Source organism: Saccharothrix variisporea, assembly GCF_003634995.1.
GTDB classification, from domain to species: Bacteria; Actinomycetota; Actinomycetes; order Mycobacteriales; family Pseudonocardiaceae; genus Actinosynnema; species Actinosynnema variisporeum.
This window is the reverse complement of the sequence record NZ_RBXR01000001.1, coordinates 8,413,170-8,430,415: the sequence shown is the minus strand read 5'-3', so window position 1 is coordinate 8,430,415 and position 17,246 is coordinate 8,413,170. Positions and strand designations below refer to the sequence as shown.

The 17,246-nt window shown below is 68.7% G+C and carries 12 protein-coding genes; 7 read left to right on the top strand and 5 right to left on the bottom strand.

All coding sequences use genetic code 11. The annotated features are described in order from the left end of the window. Window positions 1–153: 153 nt before the first annotated feature. The 3 genes from DFJ66_RS38290 to DFJ66_RS38280 all read left to right on the top strand — a co-directional run bounded on the left by DFJ66_RS38290 (window position 154) and on the right by DFJ66_RS38280 (window position 5,237). Complete coding sequence (locus tag DFJ66_RS38290; RefSeq protein WP_170199944.1) at window positions 154–3,384, top strand: S8 family peptidase; 3,231 nt, start codon at window positions 154–156, stop codon at window positions 3,382–3,384. 372 nt (window positions 3,385–3,756) lie between these two features. Then, window positions 3,757–4,893 (top strand): tetratricopeptide repeat protein, encoded by a 1,137-nt coding sequence (locus DFJ66_RS38285; protein WP_147459482.1) that lies wholly within the window; start codon window positions 3,757–3,759, stop codon window positions 4,891–4,893. Further along, a complete protein-coding gene (locus DFJ66_RS38280) occupies window positions 4,854–5,237 on the top strand; it encodes a tetratricopeptide repeat protein (RefSeq protein WP_121229005.1) in 384 nt (127 codons plus the stop codon). The genes DFJ66_RS38285 and DFJ66_RS38280 overlap by 40 nt, the downstream gene beginning before the upstream one ends. Before the next feature lie 290 nt (window positions 5,238–5,527). Here DFJ66_RS38280 and DFJ66_RS38275 read toward each other — a convergent pair whose 3' ends face one another. Next, window positions 5,528–6,094 (bottom strand): hypothetical protein, encoded by a 567-nt coding sequence (locus tag DFJ66_RS38275; RefSeq protein ID WP_246030090.1) that lies wholly within the window; start codon window positions 6,092–6,094, stop codon window positions 5,528–5,530. A gap of 552 nt (window positions 6,095–6,646) precedes the next feature. Further along, the gene (locus DFJ66_RS38270) at window positions 6,647–7,375 is read right to left on the bottom strand and encodes a putative periplasmic lipoprotein (protein WP_121228998.1); all 729 of its coding nucleotides are present in this window, start codon (window positions 7,373–7,375) and stop codon (window positions 6,647–6,649) included. A gap of 1,142 nt (window positions 7,376–8,517) precedes the next feature. On the opposite strand from DFJ66_RS38270, the gene DFJ66_RS38265 reads away from it, so the two are divergent. After that, entirely contained in the window at window positions 8,518–9,117 is a 600-nt protein-coding gene (locus DFJ66_RS38265) for an AraC family transcriptional regulator (protein ID WP_121228996.1), read from the top strand. Between the two features lie 158 nt (window positions 9,118–9,275). Next, window positions 9,276–11,774 (top strand): chondroitinase-B domain-containing protein, encoded by a 2,499-nt coding sequence (locus tag DFJ66_RS38260; protein ID WP_121228993.1) that lies wholly within the window; start codon window positions 9,276–9,278, stop codon window positions 11,772–11,774. Here DFJ66_RS38260 and DFJ66_RS42340 read toward each other — a convergent pair. Next, window positions 11,740–12,018 (bottom strand): SitI3 family protein, encoded by a 279-nt coding sequence (locus DFJ66_RS42340; RefSeq protein WP_246030294.1) that lies wholly within the window; start codon window positions 12,016–12,018, stop codon window positions 11,740–11,742. The two genes, DFJ66_RS38260 and DFJ66_RS42340, sit on opposite strands and share 35 nt — an antisense overlap. On the opposite strand from DFJ66_RS42340, the gene DFJ66_RS38255 reads away from it, so the two are divergent. After that, window positions 11,965–12,321, top strand: coding sequence for an NAD(P)/FAD-dependent oxidoreductase (locus tag DFJ66_RS38255; RefSeq protein WP_342776998.1), 357 nt, complete (start codon window positions 11,965–11,967; stop codon window positions 12,319–12,321). The two genes, DFJ66_RS42340 and DFJ66_RS38255, sit on opposite strands and share 54 nt — an antisense overlap. A 431-nt stretch (window positions 12,322–12,752) precedes the next feature. After that, window positions 12,753–14,078, top strand: coding sequence for a PKD domain-containing protein (locus tag DFJ66_RS38250; RefSeq protein WP_211351451.1), 1,326 nt, complete (start codon window positions 12,753–12,755; stop codon window positions 14,076–14,078). 848 nt (window positions 14,079–14,926) lie between these two features. Here DFJ66_RS38250 and DFJ66_RS38245 read toward each other — a convergent pair. Next, window positions 14,927–15,763 carry a hypothetical protein gene (locus tag DFJ66_RS38245; RefSeq protein ID WP_121228989.1) on the bottom strand — a complete coding sequence of 279 codons (837 nt, stop codon included), beginning with the start codon at window positions 15,761–15,763 and terminating at the stop codon, window positions 14,927–14,929. Beyond that, window positions 15,760–16,413 (bottom strand): hypothetical protein, encoded by a 654-nt coding sequence (locus DFJ66_RS38240; protein WP_147459480.1) that lies wholly within the window; start codon window positions 16,411–16,413, stop codon window positions 15,760–15,762. Before DFJ66_RS38240 ends, DFJ66_RS38245 begins: the two co-directional genes overlap by 4 nt. Window positions 16,414–17,246: the final 833 nt, after the last annotated feature.

Here is a 17,246-nt window from a genome sequence, read left to right as displayed (position 1 = left end):
CCGGCCGAGTTCACCCGTCGTTACGTTCGGGAAATCGGGCCGTCAATTTCCTGCGCAGTGACCCGATATTCCCTGTCGTCGTCTTGTCCTGGAGGACGATCCATGTCCATTCGCAGAATAGGAATACACCGCTCCGCACGTGGCCGCGCAGCGGTGATCGCCGCGGTGTCGGCGGTCGCGTTGCTGGGCGGCGCCATGTCGCCGACCACGGCAGCGGGCCAGGTGGCACGGTCCGAGCCGGGTGGCGACCGCGCGGGCGGCGTGCGCGGACAGGTGACGCTCTTGTCGGGCGACAAGGTCACCGTGCTGGAACACGAATCCGGTGTCCCGACCGCGTTCGTGCAGCCCGCCAAGGGACGGGAGCGGGTGCGGTTCGACGTCCAGCGCACGCGCACCGAACTGCTCGTGGTCCCGCATGACGCAGTGGCCGACGTCGGTTCCGGCAAGCTGGACCGCCGCCTGTTCGATGTGAAAGGGCTGCTGGAGCAGGGTTATGACGACGCCCGCCGCAGCGACCTGCCGTTGATCGTGCAAGGTGTCGGCGCGCGGGCCGAGGCGCTCGGCACGACCGGCACGACCGTCCACCACCGGTTCGACGCCGTGGACGCGGTGGCGGCCATCCAGGCCAAGGCCACCACGAAGGCGTTGTGGGACGCGCGGTCGAGCGTGGGCAGGATCTGGCTGGACGGCCTGCGCAAGCCCACCCTGGACGTGAGCGTGCCGCAGATCGGGGCGCCGGCAGCGTGGGAAGCCGGATACACCGGCAAGGGCGTCAAGGTCGCCGTCGTGGACACCGGCATCGACGCCGAGCACCCCGACCTGGCCGGCAAGGTGGTCGACCGGCGCGACTTCACCGGCGGCGACCGGCCCGGCGACCAGATCGGGCACGGCACCCACGTCGCCTCGACCATCGCCGGCACCGGCGCGAAGTCCGGCGGCAAGTACAAGGGTGTGGCCCCGGACGCCTCCCTGCTCGATGCGAAGGTGTGTGGCGAGTACGGGTGTTTCGAGTCGGGGATCCTGGCCGGGATGCAGTGGGCGGCGGAGTCCGGCGCGAAGGTCGTCAACATGAGCCTGGGCGGCCAGGACACCGAGGACCTCGACCCGCTCGAGCAGGCGGTGAACACGCTCAGCGCCCAGCACGGCGTGCTGTTCGTGGTCGCCGCCGGCAACAGCGGTCCCGGTGAGCAGACGGTCGGTTCTCCGGCCAGCGCGGACGCCGCCCTGGCGGTGGGTGCGGTGGACAAGCAGGACCGGATCGCGCCCTTCTCCAGCCGTGGCCCGCGGGCAGGGGACCGGGCGGTCAAGCCCGAGATCACCGCGCCCGGGGTGGCGATCACGGCGGCGAAGGCCGGTGGTGGCGGCGAGCCCGCGCCGGGCGGCTACGTGGCCTTCTCGGGCACCTCGATGGCCACCCCGCACGTCGCCGGGGCGGCGGCGATCCTGGCCGGGCAGCGGCCGGGCCTGTCGGCCGCGCAGTCCAAGGCCGTGTTGATGGGCTCGGCCAAGCCGAACCCGGAGCTGTCCGTGCCCACCCAGGGCGCGGGACGCGTGGACGTGCAGCGCGCCACCCGCCAGACCGTCCACACCGACCCGCCCGCGCTGTCGCTGGGCACGGCGGTGTGGCCGCACCAGGACGACCCGAAGATCACCCGGAAGCTCGCCTACCGCAACCCGAGCACCCAGGCGGTGACGTTCACCCTCGCCCTGACCGCCACCGGACCGGACGGCAAACCCGCCCCGAAGGGGATGTTCGGGCTGAGCACCGACCGAGTCACCGTGCCGGCCGGCGCGGAGACCACCGTCGAGCTGACCGCCGACACCACGCTGGACACCCCCGACGGCGGTTACGGCGGCCAGGTCACCGCGACCGCCGAGGGCCAGGCCGTGGTCACGCCGTTCGCCGTGCACAAGGAGGTCGAGAGCTACGAACTGGCGCTGTCGGCGCTGGGCCGTGACGGCGCACCCTCCTCCTTCCAGGCACTGCTGATCAACACCGCGACCGGCGAGCCCGTCCGCGTGTGGAGCCCGAAGGGCACGAGCACCCGGCGGTTGCCCAAGGGCGACTACCAGCTCTTCGTCACGGTCTCGACCGGTTGGCGGCCGGGCGATCCGTTCAGCATGTTCTTCCGACCCACGCCGCTGTCGATGACGAAGGACCAGTCGGTGGCCCTGGACGCCCGGCAGGCCCAGCCGATCTCGGTGAAGATCGACAAACCGGGGCTGGCGCAGACCGTGGGCCAGGTCGGGGGCTGGTGGTCGGCCGGTGACCGGATCGTCGGCGGCGCCGGCACCCTCACCCGGGACTTCGAGAACCTGTTCACCGCCCAGTCGGGGCCCGACGCGCCCGCCGACGTCTTCTCCGCCGTCATCGCCGCCGGGTTCCTCGCCGGGAACGAGCCGTACAACTTGGCCTGGCTCCGGTCGGGTCGCATGTTCGACGGCCTGGCAGAGGTGCTCGCCGACCGCGACTTCGCCGCGGTGCGCACCGACTACCACCGCACCAAGACGGGCGCCATCGGCGTCAAACTCACCACGCCGATGCTGGGACCACTGGCGATCGCGTTCGCGATGGGCGGCGACGTCGACCAGCCCGGCACCCGCACCGAGTACTACCACGGCAACGGCCTGACCTGGACGAGCGACTACCTGCAGGCACCCGGACCGGACGACCCCATCAACTTCGCCCTGTTCAACGATCCGGTCGGCTACCAGCCCGGCCGCACCTACCGGGAAAGCTGGAACAAAACGGTGCTCGGCCCGTCCCTGCCCGACGGCTCCACATCCGTGGTCCGCGACGGGAACAAGATCACCAACTCCCAGTCGCTCCTCGGCGACGGAACCGACCGCTGGGGCGGGGTCGTCTACGACTTCGGGCGGACCTCGCTGTTCCGCGACGGGGTCAAGGTCGGCGACAGCCCCAGGCCCAACCGCGGCAGTTGGGAAGTGCCCGCCGACGAGGCGACCTACCGGCTGGAGTCGGAGCAGAAGCACAGCGCCTTCGACTTCTCCACCCACATCCAGCTGGCCCAGACGTTCCGCTCCGGACACACCGACACCAGCACCGACCTGCCGGTCTCGGTGATCCGCTACACCCCGGACGTGGACGTGGACAACCGCGCCAAGGCCGGGCAGCTGTTCCGGCTGCCGATCCAGGCGCAGACCCAGTCGTCGGCCCGGGTCCTCCGCCTGGAACTGTCGGTGTCCTACGACGATGGCAAGACCTGGCAGAAGGCCTACGCCATCCCCACCGGGGCCGCGAAGTGGGCCGCCTACCTGCGCCACCCCGCCGGCCAGGGCTTCGTGTCGCTCAAAGCCAAAGCGGTCGACCACCGCGGCGGCACCACTGAGCAGACCATCATCCGTGCCTACGGCCTGAAGTAGCCCCCGACCCGAATCGGACACGGTGGCCGGCGTCGCACGACGCTGGCCACCGTGTCGCCGTAGGGGCTGTGCAGGCTGGAAATGTGGTCGTACACCCCAGGGGGCGTGATTCGGACACGCCCGAGGCTCCGCACCGGTCACGCCGCGAGGCAATCGGATGCCGCAGCCTAGGCATCCCGCCGCCACCGCACATCGACGACTCGACCTCGACCCGGCGGCCGGCAGTGCGCTCGACAGAACAGTGACAACCGTGCTGTCGCACGGTCGAATCTCCTTGACCTCGCCACGCAACTGAGGCTTCGGGTCGACGTGCAATCGGCCAATGCACTGGTTCCGTTGTGGCTTAGGTTGTCCCAGAGCCACAACTGGCTGTTGATCTACGACAATGTCAACGCGCCGGAAGACCTCACCGACCTCCATCCACCGGCTGGCGGGCGCGTCCTGGTCACCGCACGTGACAGCGCCATCGCACACCTGGTCCCGTCACCGATCAAAGTGGCCGAGTTCCAACGTCGCGAGTCGATCGACCTGCTCCAGCGACGAAGTGCACTCCTAAATGAGCGGGACGCCGACCAGCTCGCGGACGCCCTTGGCGACCTCCCATTGGCGGTCGAGCAGGCGGGGTGCTTCCTGTCCGACGTCGGCTTGACCGTCGCGAGCTATCTGGCGTTGCTTGACGCGGAGCCCCTCGACGCCGGCCTCGGTGATCCGACCATCGACCGCCATCCCGGACTGGCGGCGGTCGTCTCCGCAGGACGTAGGCACGCCGAACAACGGTTCGCCGCAGCTGCGGGGTTGCTCGACCGGTTGTCATTGTGCGCGCCGGAGCCCTTCCCAGTGGTATTGGAAGGCGACTCGCCACAGGGGGATTTCGGAGTGGTCCTCGGCGACACAGCAACGACGGTTCCGCTCTTGCGGACACTAGGGAGGCTTGCGCTGGTGGACCGGATCGGAAACTCACTGCAGATCCACCGCCTGGTCCAGTTGCTGGTCCGAGCGACGATGACCCCGCAAGACTGTGGCCGGGTCGCGTCCGAGGCGATGCGCATGATCGGAGAGGCAGATCCGGGCAACCCCGACTCACCTGCGAGTTGGGCTGCCTTTGCCGCGCTGACGCCACACGTGCAGGCCCTGGTCGACAACATGTCGGCGTCCAGCGCCGCCGACTTCGACGAGCCTGAACGCTTCCGTGCGTTCCGTCTGCGCGTGTGCCGTTATCTACATGCGGTCGGGCAGTACGAGGCAGCCCGGCATCTCGCCACAAACGCCCTGTCGCGGTGGCCATCGAGGTTGGGACGCGATCACCCGGACGTCCTCATGGCGGCGCACAATCTTGGACGCGAACTACGCGCCCTCGGCGACTACGGAGAGGCGCGCGAGCTGAACGCCGACAACCTGACGCGCATGAAGCGGGTTTCGGCGCCAATGACGTCCGAACCTTGGCCTCCGCCAGCAGCCTCGCATACACCATGCGCCATCTGCGGGAATTCGAGGCGGCCAGGGCTTTGAACGAGGACACTGTCGCCCGCTTCGTTGCCACGCTGGGCTCCGATCATCCGGCGACGCTCAACGCCACCAACAACCTCGCCGGGGACTTGTCGGCCACAGGCGACGCCGAAGCTGCCAACCGGATCTACCAGGAGACATGGGCAAGACGTCGGCGCGTCATGGGTGAAGATGACCCACAGACGTTGAACTCTGCCCACGAATACGCGATGCACCTCATTCTCGTTGGCGACTTCGATACGGCCCGCCCAGTGCTCGAGGACGTGCTCGCACGCCGCCGTCGGGTGCTGGCCGAGACGCACCCCCACACCGTCAGGTCACGAACGGCGCTTGATCAGTTGGGCTGATCACAACGCTGCACCGCCTGCCGTCGATCCACTCTTCACTTCCGGCATCACCTCTGCGGCGAACAGCTCCAAAACCTCGCGGACCTCACGGCCGGAGGCCCCGTCCAACGTCAACCCAAGCAGAGAATGGCCATACTGCTCTTGCTGACCGGGCGGACTGGGGGCCGTGGTCGAACACGACGGGGAACGGGCATACCGCCGCGAGGGACGGGTCGTACACCCACCGCTCCCGGCATGACACACGCCTGGCACCAAAAGTCGGCGAGCCGGAGGCGGAAGTCGAACGGTCGTCAAGGTGCGGCCGGGTGGCCGGGCGGTGGTGGCTGGGGTTCAAGCGCTTTCCACGTGAGTTCGGGCAGTGGACCGCTGGCGATGTCGAGGTCGACGCGGGCGCGAGCGTAGAACTCGTTGCGCAGTCGCATGGCACTTCGGTAGGCGTCGGCGAACGAGGACGAGTCCGGGTTGTCTTCACGCAGGATGCGCTCCAAACGCCACACCTGTTCGCTCCACGCCCGTGCGGCGGATATCGTTGTCGGCTCGCCGAGGAGCAGGACGGTCTCCCACCGCGCGGCTCGTTCGGTCTCCGCCTCCGCAAGGGCCGTGAACGCGGAGTCGAGGTCGATGGGCTGCCCCGTGGACAGCAGCCCCTTGGTCTCCGCGATCCGGCGGCACAGCCGGACCATGTGCTTGACCGCGTTGGCGTACTCCGAATACGCCAGCAGGCGTTTGTCGTCCCACCGCGCCGACTGCGCCCGCCGCCAACGGGTCCGCTCGGTAGTGGAGGTGACGACGAACGTGGCGGCCGAGCCGAGCAGGACACCGACGATGGTCAACACCTGCGCAACAATCGGGTTCACGGATCACAGCCTGCCGGCTCTCCGGACGATTCAAGCACTCATCCAGCGCAATGGACTCCGGCCCAGGGTGTCCCCGGCCCGGAGCCCCTACCGGTCGCCACGTGATCACCTGCGACTGCTTGGCGATCGTCGTCACCGTCGAGGTCAGCCGACCTGGGCGTTCTCCGGTTGCCGACGTTGTCGGCGCCGGACCGACCACGTCCGGTGCAGTGCAGCAGGCAACGCACTCCTATCAGCGTAAGTCGTTTATGTCAATAGTTCGATCGATGATCGGGTTTGTCGTCGTTCCCTGCGTAGCGGCATGGGGTTGGTCCCGGCAGCGTGCAATCGGGTTGTGTGACGACGGGTGGGGCTGCCGGTGATCAGAGGCGAGATCGCCGAGGGTGGTCTCCAAGCCACGTGGGGCTCGCCCCGGCCCTGCTTGTGGTCGCGGTCGCGGGGTTCAGGCGCGGTGGGCGCAGCGGTTGGTGTGGCGCCGTGGGCGGCGATGTCCGGGTTCCACCTCCGTCCGGTGGTGATGACGGCGTGCAGGTGCCGCAGGATGACTGTGATTCAGCGGCCGTCGGGTTGGTCGTACCAGCACTGCGCGGTCAGGGTGACGATGGCGAGGTAGCGGTGTTGTTGGAGGGCCGCCGTTTTCACCTGTTCGTGGTTGAGCGGGTCCTTGTGCTCGAACAAGAGAGGGTGGAGGGGATGGACCTCCGTGGTGGTCCGCCGTTCGTGGTCGGTGAGCGGCTGCCCGGCCTCCAGCCAGCGCTGGCGCAATGTCAGCGCTGGGTTGGACGTGCCGCAGGCGAACAGCTTCGAGCCGACGGCGGTGTAGGAGATGTCGGGCAGGTTGCTGGCGTCGTAGGTCCGCGGACCCTCCGGTCGGCCCCGGAACTCCCGGTAGTACCAGATCGGCGTGTCGACGGGCTGGTTGCTCGCGCCCCAGCCCGTGCCGGCGGCGGCGGCGTCGAACGTCCGGACCTCGTCGGCGAGTTCGGTGTCGAAGCCGATGTACTGGGTGAAGACGGTGAAGCACAGCAGGTGCTCGGTTTTCCGTGTGAACAAACCGCCGGAGGTCTCCGTGCCGCAGGTGTGCTCGACCGACGACTCCAACCACCGCGTCCCCGGCATGGCTTCGCGCAACGCCGCCATCCGCTCACCGGCCACCCGGGCCGCTGTCTCCCGATCCCGCGAAGCCTGCTGACCGTGAGCGACGGCCTTGTAGTCCACCGACGGCGACGCGCACCCGACCAGCAGGAGCAGCGCCGGCAGCACTGTGACCAGAACCTTCATCGGATCCCCCTCCACTCCAAGACTCACACCGGTCGACGACCGTCGACCACGTCCGCCACCGGATCGAGACCGGATGGTCACTTCTTCGGCCTCCACGCCGGTAGGACGGCGGCGCGCAGGTCGGGGTGCGGGGCGGGGACCATGCCTGCTGTTGTCAGTTCGCGGGTGATGACGGCGGGGTGAGTGGGCCACAGGGCGAAGTCCTCGCGTTCCTCGCGGACGACCCGGCCCTCCCGGTGGACGCGGAAGGTGAAGCGCAGGCGTTGTGCACCGCCGGCGGGCGTGGGGGTTACGTCAGTGCGGTAGACGTCCGTACGACAGCTCGCAGGCCTTATTGCTCAGGCCGAACACCCCTGGGCTCGATGTTCCGCCCAGAGCACGTATGGAAGTCGGCTGTGATGACTTGGCCCGGTATCGGCGCTACGGGATGTGTTGGTGATCAAGAATTGTCGAGGAGGTCATCTGGGCCCGCAACCGGGAGTTGGCGGCGATGAAGGCCCAGGCCGAACTGGGCCACTACCCGGGCGGACGCGCCCCCTACGGCGACCACCTGGTCGAGGCAGGCCCACAACCCCATCTCGCGGACGCGCCGTCACCCGCCTGCAACACGACCCGCAGACCGCACCGACCGTGCGATGGCTGTCCGCCGAGCGCCTGGCCGGACGCAGCACAGGCACCTTGTCTACACCCTCAACCAACGACGCACGCCGTGCCCCGCCGGACACGACCCCGAAGGCAACACCCACGCGCCGCTGGACGACGGAGAGGGTGACCACGATCGTGCGCACCCCCGCTACCGGGTCACAAGCGCGGAACCGGCAGACCATCGACCACGACCACTACTCCCCCACCGACCAACGCCACCACCGCATGACGAAGCGCAATCCCGCCCATCAGTAGGTCCTGTCCCGCCAACGCGCCCACACCGCTCTGGTCAGCGAACACTGACCAGGTTCGTCCTGTGCGCACCGCGCCACCGGTCCTCGCCGACTTCCGCCGGCAACTGCTCGGATGGAGGGAGGTGTCCAAAGCACCGAAGTGGGCGCGGATCCGGACGGAGAATTACGGAGGCCCTGGGCCGGGCTTCCGGTTGGACAAACCACACCTCGTCTGCCCGGCCTTCCCGGCCCGGAGAGCACCATATGCAAGCTCACCGCGACATCGAGGGCGACGACCACGCCGGCTTGGACGAGACGATGCTTCAGTCCGTCGAGCTGCGGGTGTCCTACCGCCAGGGCAGCGAGGTCATCCGCCGGGCGTTGCAGCTGACCGGGGACCAGCACCTCGGCCTGCGGGTGGGCGCCAGGCAGCACCCGACCGCGTGGGGCCTGATCGGGTTCGCCCTGATGTCCGCCGACACCCTGCGCGACGCCGTCGAGGCGGGCGTGCGGTTCCAGGACCTGTCCGGGGCGATGGTGGTGTGGTCGGCCGGGGAGGGCGACGCCGGCTTCACGCTGTGGGCCGACCTGCCCGATCCGGCCCTGGACCCCGCGATCGGCACCTTCCTGGTCGAAGAGGCGTTCAGCAGCGTCGTGACGGTCACGCGCCTGGCGCTCGGACCGGACTTCCGGCCACGCCTGGTGGAGTTCACCTTCCCCGCCCCGGACGACATCCGCCCGTTCGACGACCTGTTCGGCTGTCCGGTCCGCTTCACCGCCCCGCGCAACGCCCTGGTCGTCTATGGTGCCGCTCCTGCCGGTGGGGTTTCCGACCGATGGGCAAGCCGCGTCCTGAGGGGGTAGGCCCAGGAGCCGAGTCGCCTGGAGATGGAGCGGTTCGCGCCGGCCGCGGGCCCCGCTGATCGGGGACTGGTCCCGCGCCGTTCGGACACGCTGCACGCATGTCGCGTCTACGATCGAGAAAGTTCCCGACGACACGGACCCGTCGTGTCCTCCCGGTGATGTTGCTCGCGCTGGGCGTTTCGTTTGGCTACCCGCCGGTCGCGTCGTGGGCGGCCACTCCGCTGCCGGTCGTCGGCGTGTCGGCCAGTGCGCACGACGGCAACGTCCCGGCCAACACGGTCGACGGCGACCTCGGCACCCGCTGGTCCGCCGAGGGGGACGGGGTGTGGATCCGGTACGACCTGGGCTCGCCGCAGGTCATCGGCTCGGTGTCGATCTCCTGGCACAAAGGGGATGTCAGGAAGTCGACGTTCGAAGTCCAGCTCTCCGACGACGGGTCGTCCTGGACCACCGTGGTCCCCCGGCGGACCAGCAGCGGCACCACGCTCGAGGCCGAGCTTTACGACTTCACCGACAGCAGCAAGCGGTACCTGCGCATCCAGGGGTACGGCAACACCGACAACGGCTGGACCAGCATCACCGAGACGACCGTCAACGGAGCCGACGGCGGGGGCGGCGGCGCGTGCGCCTACCCGGCGAACGTGCTGGACCTGAGGAACTGGTACGTCGGCCTGCCCATCGGCGAGGACGAAAGCCCCACCAACGTCGAGCAGCCGGCGTTGGCCACCTACAAGGTCGACCCGTGGTTCACCTCCACCTCCGACTGCGCCGCGGTGCAGTTCCGGGCGGCCGTCAACGGAGTCACCACGAGCGGTTCGAACTACCCCCGCTCGGAACTGCGCGAGATGAACGGCACCGCCAAGGCGAGCTGGTCGTCCACCTCGGGTATCCACACGATGGTGATCGACCAGGCCATCACCGCACTGCCCAACGACAAGCCTCACGTCGTCGCCGGGCAGATCCACGACGCCTCCGACGACGTCTCGGTGTTCCGCCTGGAGGGCAGCAGCCTCTACATCACCGACGGCGACACCAGCCACCACAAACTCGTGACCGACAACTACACGCTCGGCACAAGGTTCCAGGCGAAGTTCGTGGTCGGCGGCGGCCAGATCAAGGCCTACTACAACGGTGTCCTGCAAACCACGATCTCGAAGAGCTTCACCGGCGGCTACTTCAAGTCGGGCGCGTACACGCAGGCCAACTGCACCTACTCCGCGCCGTGCAGCGACACCAACTACGGCGAGGTCAAGGTCTACGGGCTCAGCGTGACGCATGACAACGGCGAGCCGGGCACGGGTGAACCGGGCGCGGATCGGATCGTCAACGTCGCGAACTCGACCCAACTGCAGAGCGCGTTCGCCGACGCCCGAGCGGGCGACCGCATCGTGCTGGCGAACGGCAACTACACGGTCGGCAAGATGACCGGTAAGAACGGCACCGCCGCCAAACCCATTACCGTCGTCGCCGCGAACCGGGGCCAAGCGGTGGTCACCGGGGGACAGCTGGAGGTGGCGAGTTCCTCGCACGTGGTCTTCGAAGGTCTCAAGTGGACCAACAGCAACACGCTGAAGCTCACCGGTTCGAACAACGTGCGGCTTACCCGCAACCACTTCCGGCTCACCGAGAGCTCCTCGCTGACGTGGGTGCTGGTCCAGGGCGCGGACAGCCACCACAACCGGATCGACCACAACTTGTTCGAGGAGAAGCACCAGAGGGGCAACTTCATCAGGATCGACGGATCGGCGACCCAGCAGTCGCAGTACGACCTCGTCGACCACAACCACTTCCGCAACATCGGCCCGCGCGCGGAGAACGAGATGGAGGCCATCCGGGTCGGCTGGAGCGGCATCTCCCAGTCCAGCGGGTTCACCACCGTCGAGTCGAACCTGTTCGAGAACTGCGACGGTGACCCCGAGATCGTCTCGGTGAAGAGCAACGACAACACCGTCCGCTACAACACGTTCCGCACCTCGCAGGGCACGCTGTCGCAGCGGCACGGCAACCGCGGCACCTTCCACGGCAACTTCTTCTTCGGGGAGGGGAAGGCCGGCACCGGCGGAATCCGGATCTACGGCCAGGACCACAAGGTCTACAACAACCACTTCGAGGGCCTGACCGGAAGCGGCTACGACGCGGCGTTGCAGATCGACGGCGGTGACGTGGACACCTCGGGCGCGTTGAACGCGCACTGGCGGGTCTACCGCGCGACCGTCGTGCACAACACGTTCGTGGACAACGTGTCCAACATCGAGATCGGTGCCAACTACACCCTCGCGCCGGTCGACTCCACCATCGCCGACAACGTGGTCACCGGCAGCCGGGGCAAGCTGGTCGACGAGCGCAAGACGCCGGTGAACATGACCTACGCCGGCAACATCGCGTGGCCGACCGGAACGGCGACCGTGGGCGTCACCAAGCCCGCCGAAGCCATCCGCACGGTCGACCCGCTGCTGGTCCGGGACGGAGCGGTGTACCGGCTCGGCGCGACCAGCCCGGCGATCGACACCGGCACCGGCCGCTTCGCGTTCGTCACCGACGACGTGGACGGCCAACCACGCGCCGGTGTCCCCGACGTCGGCGCGGAGGAGCGGTCGTCCGCCGCGGTCACCCGCGGACCGCTCACCGCGACCGACGTCGGCCCGAACGCCCAGTAGCAACCCTGGTACCCGAGCCGGACCCGGCGGGCACGGTGATGCCCGCCGGGTCCGGCTCGGGGAACGTACGGGTCTCGCGGCGGTAGGGGTGCGCGACCAGGGCGAGGCGGTGCCGCGGCCGCAGGTCGTCGCGTTCGTTGAGCAGCAGTTCGCCCTGTCGCAGGAGTAGCCAGATGACCTCGAAGTCGCTGTGCAGCACGGCGTCCGAGCCGGACGCAGTGACCGCGCCGCACGTGCGGTGGATGTCATCGGCACGGTCATGACGCGACTGTGCACCGTGCTGCCCGCCGCCGCCCGGTGGCGGATCGAACGCATGCGGACCGGCTTCCGGACCATGACCTCCGACGAACTGCCGGTGCTCGACGTCGCCGAGGACCCCCGGTTCGTGGTGGCCACCGGTCACCACCGCAACGGCATCCTGCTCGGCCCACTCACCGGCCGGATCGTGGCCGGCCTCGTCGCGGGCGCGCCCGAGGAGCTGGACCTGTCGCCGTTCTCTTACGGCCGCACGCTGCGGCCGCACGCCTGGTTCGCCTCCAAGTACTGATCGGTCGGGAGTAGTAGCCATGACGAGAACCGCAACGCTCGCCGTCGACACGGCCGACCTCGCGCAAGTCGACGAAGAGGCACTGGTGCAGTGGAGCGCCGCGCATTTGGCCGACTGTACGGCGAACGCGACCTCGGCCAGCAACCCGGCCATTACGACCAGCGTAACCTGCTGCGGATGGCCCCCTGCGGACAACAACCGCCCGCGCCTCACATAAGGGCAAGTCCTGGCACGACCGGGATCGATGCGGCTGTTCGAGTGGCGTTGTTGGGCCGATCGTGTTGCTCAGGTGACGATCGCCTGAGCAACGTGATGACGACCGTATTGACTGGTCGGCCACCCGATCAGGGTGCCCGGATAGGGGTTCCGGGATAGAAGACTCAGGGGGTTCATCCAGCATGCGCACATCACGAAGACCATGGTCGGCCTTGTTGACAGCTGCCTTGATCAGCTCGCTCGCGACCGGCGTCGCGCACGCCTCTCCGCCGACCAACGACGACTTCGACCAGGCGATCGAGGTCGTCACACCCTTCACCGCCACGCAATCGGTCGACGAGGCGACCGAGGCCGCCGACGATCCCGGGTACTGTGGCACCACCAAGTCGGTCTGGTTCACCTACACCGCACCCGCATCCGGCACAGTGACCGTGTCGACGGCGGGCAGCAACTACGACACCACCCTGTCCGCGTTCAGCGGCACGCGAGGCTCATTGCTCCCCATCGGATGCGACGACGACTCCGCTGGCGGCCTCCAGTCACGGCTGAGCGTCCACGTGGCCGCGGGGGTCCGCTACCACTTCAAGGTCGCAGCGCTCAGCACCTCGGGCGGCACGTCGTTGGTTTTCGGCGCGACCACGCCGACCCCTCCCGCGAACGACAACCTCGCCGACGCCACACCGATCCCCGCACTCCCCTACGTCTCGGACGTCGACATCTCGGCCGCCACCGTCGAACCCGACGAGCCGACCAGCCGGTGCGCACGCCCGACCCGGTCCATCTGGTACACCCTGACTGTGCCCGAGACGACATCGGTCACCATCAGCGAGCCGTCGTACTACGCGAACCTCGCGGTGTACGCGGGCAACACGGCCGGAGGCCTGGACGAGATCCGTTGCACGGCCTACTCATCAGACTGGCTTACCTTCCGCGCCACCGCCGGAACGACGTACCACGTGCGCGCCGGCACGTCTGACAACGACGTTGACTTCCTGCGCGTGCGGGTCGACGTCGCCGGACCGATCCGCCCTGACTTCACCTACTACCCGTACCCACCGAACGTGGTCAGCGCGGTCCAGTTCTACGACCAGTCTTACGTTCCCGACCAGGACGGGACGACAACCTGGCACTGGGACTTGGGCGACGGCACGACTGCCTCGGGCTACGCCCCGCAGCACCGCTACGCGGCCGATGGCGACTACGAGGTACGGCTGACCGTCAGTACCGAGGACGGCCGCACGGCCACCACGTCCAAGGTGCTGCAAGTCCGCACACACAACGTGTCGATCTCCAGGTTCACCAGCAGGCGGTTCGGAATTCGGCGCCACGCCAACTTCGACAGCGCCCTGTTCGGCGGGGAGGTCAGCTTCAACCAGGTGACGTTCACCGGCGACGTCACCTGCACGGGTGCCTACGCCCGCTTGGACGTGGACGCCCTCCGCATCTGGCCACGCGGCTGGCTCCTCGCCACACCGCCGGCCCCGCACACGACAGTCCTGCCCGACATACCGGACCGCTGGGGCCACCTGTACGACCGATGACGGTTCCGACCAGCCGGCATGAGTGGATCCGGACGAGCCGCAGCTCGAAACCCCAGGTCGGCGATCCGACCCCGTGCCGCTGTGACACCAGCGCCAGAACGCGCGAATCCAGCCCGACGCGGCTCACTGTGCTGAGAGTCCGCCCGTACGTTCGCTCATCGGCATCGGGGGTGTAGGTCACAGATCACGTCCACCAATGCGGACGTCCCGGTCGCACAGCGCGGCCTGCAGTGCCTCCTGTCTTCCGGCAAGTGATCACCCGAGCGGCCGACATCCGCCGTTCTTGAGCAAATGCTCAGGCAGTGCTGATGTACGGGACCATTCATCTCACGCGGAACCTACAAACCTGCGTGCCTCTCCCAGGTTGGGGCGCCGGGTGGTCTTGGCGGTCGTCGACATCCTTCGGGTGTCGCTGCGGTTCTTCACCCTGAGGTTACTGCCCGCCTTCGCGGGTACGTGGTTCCACCTGACGCTGGTGTGGGCGGGCCAGGGTGCTGCTGGTCGTGCTGGCCGTCGACCGCGGCCAGTTGGAGCGGCGCGAGCAGCAGTGCGATCAGGTCCGGGTACTTGCTGGAGCGCCGCTGGCGGCTCGGCCTGCGGTCGGGGAACGGTCGGTGCAGTTGCGTCGCAAGCGCCGGCTCGCGGCTGCCGCGCAACCCGACGAGTTGGCCACGGACAAGCCACCCGCTCCCGAGGTCGTCCTCCGGGCAGGAGAAGCCAATCGGAGCTACCGGCCTGCGTGCTCGCTGCGGTCTGGACACCACCACTCACCTCGCTCAAACCTTCTCGGCGATCATCAGCCCAACGTCCCCCACACCGCGGTGACCGGGAACCGATCGCCGCGACGGTCACACGGTCGGCGCCGGCGGATCGGTGATTCCGTCGCCGATGCGAACGGTGTATTCGCGGTCGTAGTCGTTCGGGCTGTCCGGCCGCACGGTGCCGTCGGGCGAGTAGACGACTGAGCCCGTGTTGGCCGTGGTGCGCAGTTCGAAGGCCTTGACGCTGGTCGGGTCGTCCGCCTGCCAGGTGAACTGGAGCTGCCACACGACGTCGTCGTAGTCGGTGAGCGCGGCCAGGACGAGTTGCTTGGTCGTGCCCGCGGCGATCGGGATCCACACGCCGATCGCGGGCATGTCCTCGTACCCGACCACGCGCACACTTGCGGGTTCGGTGTCGAGCAGGACCTCGATCTGGGGTTTGAGTTGCATGGTGTCGTGGGTGAACAGGATGTCGCCGCCCGTGGGCGGCTGCCGTTCCAGCACGAAGGGTCGGAACCAGACTTTCGTGTCCTCGGTGCCGTGCCAGGTCATGTCCAGGACGATCCGGTGCTTGGTCGGCGCGACGTAATCGGGGTTGGGCGACACCGAAGGCGGCGGGATCAGCAGCCACAGGCGCGTTTCGACGCGGGCCCGCACCACCAGGCCGTCCACTTCCACCACCTGCGTCCCGTCTGGGTCGTCGGTCGGCGGTGGAGGCTGCAGCCACACGCGGAAGGAACCCGGGGCCGCCGGCTCCGGCGCAGGGCCGCTGGGCGGGGTGACGGTCGTTCGGTCGCGGGTGGACCACGCCACGGCGAACACGATCATGACCGCTCCGGCCCACGCCGCCGGTGAGGCCGCCGATCCGGTGACCAGCAAGCCGGCCACGGCCACCAGGGCGGCGAGCACCACGCGCGTCGTCACCCGGCGCCTCCGTCGGCGCGGGCGGTATTCGGTGGGACGGGGGCCGTGCGGAACGGCTTGCCGTCGCGGCCGATGCGCTCGGTGCCGGTCCGGAGGCCGTAGCGCCAGTCCAGCTCCAGCCACCACCAGACCTCGTCGGCGGTGGTCCGCGCGGTCACCGTGAACAGCTCGGGGTCGCCGGCGGCGACCTTGTACGGGAACTCGGGTGTGCCACCGTCTTCGGGCCTGAGCACGGGTTCCCGCTGGTCCAGGTCCATCTCGAACTGCCGCCGCGAGAGGGCGCCCGCGGCGACGGCGGGCAGCCCCGGACCGGGCGGGCGTCGCCGCTCGACCACCACCCGCATGTCCCGCAACACCACAGCCTGACTGCTGCGGGTCTGCACCAGCACCGACACCTGGTGCCCGCTGACCGGCACGTGCTCACCGGTGGACCGGTCCACCACCACCTGCCCGGCCGGCACCTCCACGGTGACCACGAGCGGGTTGGCGATGTGCTGGTAGGCCGCCGCCGTCCCGGACTTGAGCCAGTCCTTGAGCAACCCGACCGCGATCGCGCCCGCGCCGGCCGCGAGCCACGCCCACCCGGCCCCGACCGCCACCGCGATCCCGGCAATGGCACCGGCGGCCACCACGACCACTGCGGCCGCCACGACACCCCGCCCACGCCGCGACCGAGGCACCAGTGAACGTGAAGATCCCTCTCGACTCATGACACAGAGCAGCACGGCGCGAACCAGCCGGACATCACCCACCCCCTTGCATCCATCCTGCCGAGCCGCGGTGGGCAGCGGAAGGCGTAGGGCATGCTTCACCCGAAGGTCCCATCGACAGCAGGTTTACTCTTGATGGACGGCTCGAAGGCCGCGTCGAGCAGGTTGGTGAACTCCCCCGCCGTCGGCACGTGGTCGGCCTCAAGCACAGCGATCATCCAGTCCAGCGCGGACGTGCTCAGCAGCGTGGTGGGCTTGCGGCACGAAGGGGCGGCGGATGGCGGTCGCCGACGATGAAGTGCGCCTCCGCCGGCTCGCGCAGCAACAGCGCGGCACAGGCGATCTCGCCCGACGCCAACGCCAGCTCCCGCCCGGCAGTCCGCGACGTTCGCCAGCCCGTAAAGATCTCCGGATCGTACGTACAGGGCATGCGCGCCCGTGGCAGCGGTCGGCGTCCTCCGGCCTGGCCAACGCCAGGATCGCCCGCCCAGCACGCTGTACGTGCTCGCCGTGCCCGCGTCGTCGTCCAACGCCGCGTACAGGCTCAGCGCGGCAATCAGCCGACAAGAGCGGCGATGTGCCTGGCATCCGTATGCCATCCGGCTGTAACTCCAGCACCGACAACCGCAGATCCGTCGCGTAGGAGCTAATCGCGGGACACGGCACCATCACCGCAACCTTCTTCGACGCCGGGCGGTCACGGCATGACCGGTGGCGGGACCAGCCGCAGGCCGCAGAGCTGCTGGCCGCGTTGCGGGGATCCGGATCGCGGG

What these genes read in the sequence shown, in the direction of transcription:
- DFJ66_RS38280 (WP_121229005.1), top strand. Translation starts at nt 4,854, where the DNA reads ATGCGCCATCTGCGGGAATTCGAGGCGGCCAGGGCTTTGAACGAGGAC.
- DFJ66_RS38270 (WP_121228998.1), bottom strand. Translation starts at nt 7,375, where the DNA reads ATGAAGGTTCTGGTCACAGTGCTGCCGGCGCTGCTCCTGCTGGTCGGG.
- DFJ66_RS38265 (WP_121228996.1), top strand. Translation starts at nt 8,518, where the DNA reads ATGCAAGCTCACCGCGACATCGAGGGCGACGACCACGCCGGCTTGGAC.
- DFJ66_RS38260 (WP_121228993.1), top strand. Translation starts at nt 9,276, where the DNA reads ATGTTGCTCGCGCTGGGCGTTTCGTTTGGCTACCCGCCGGTCGCGTCG.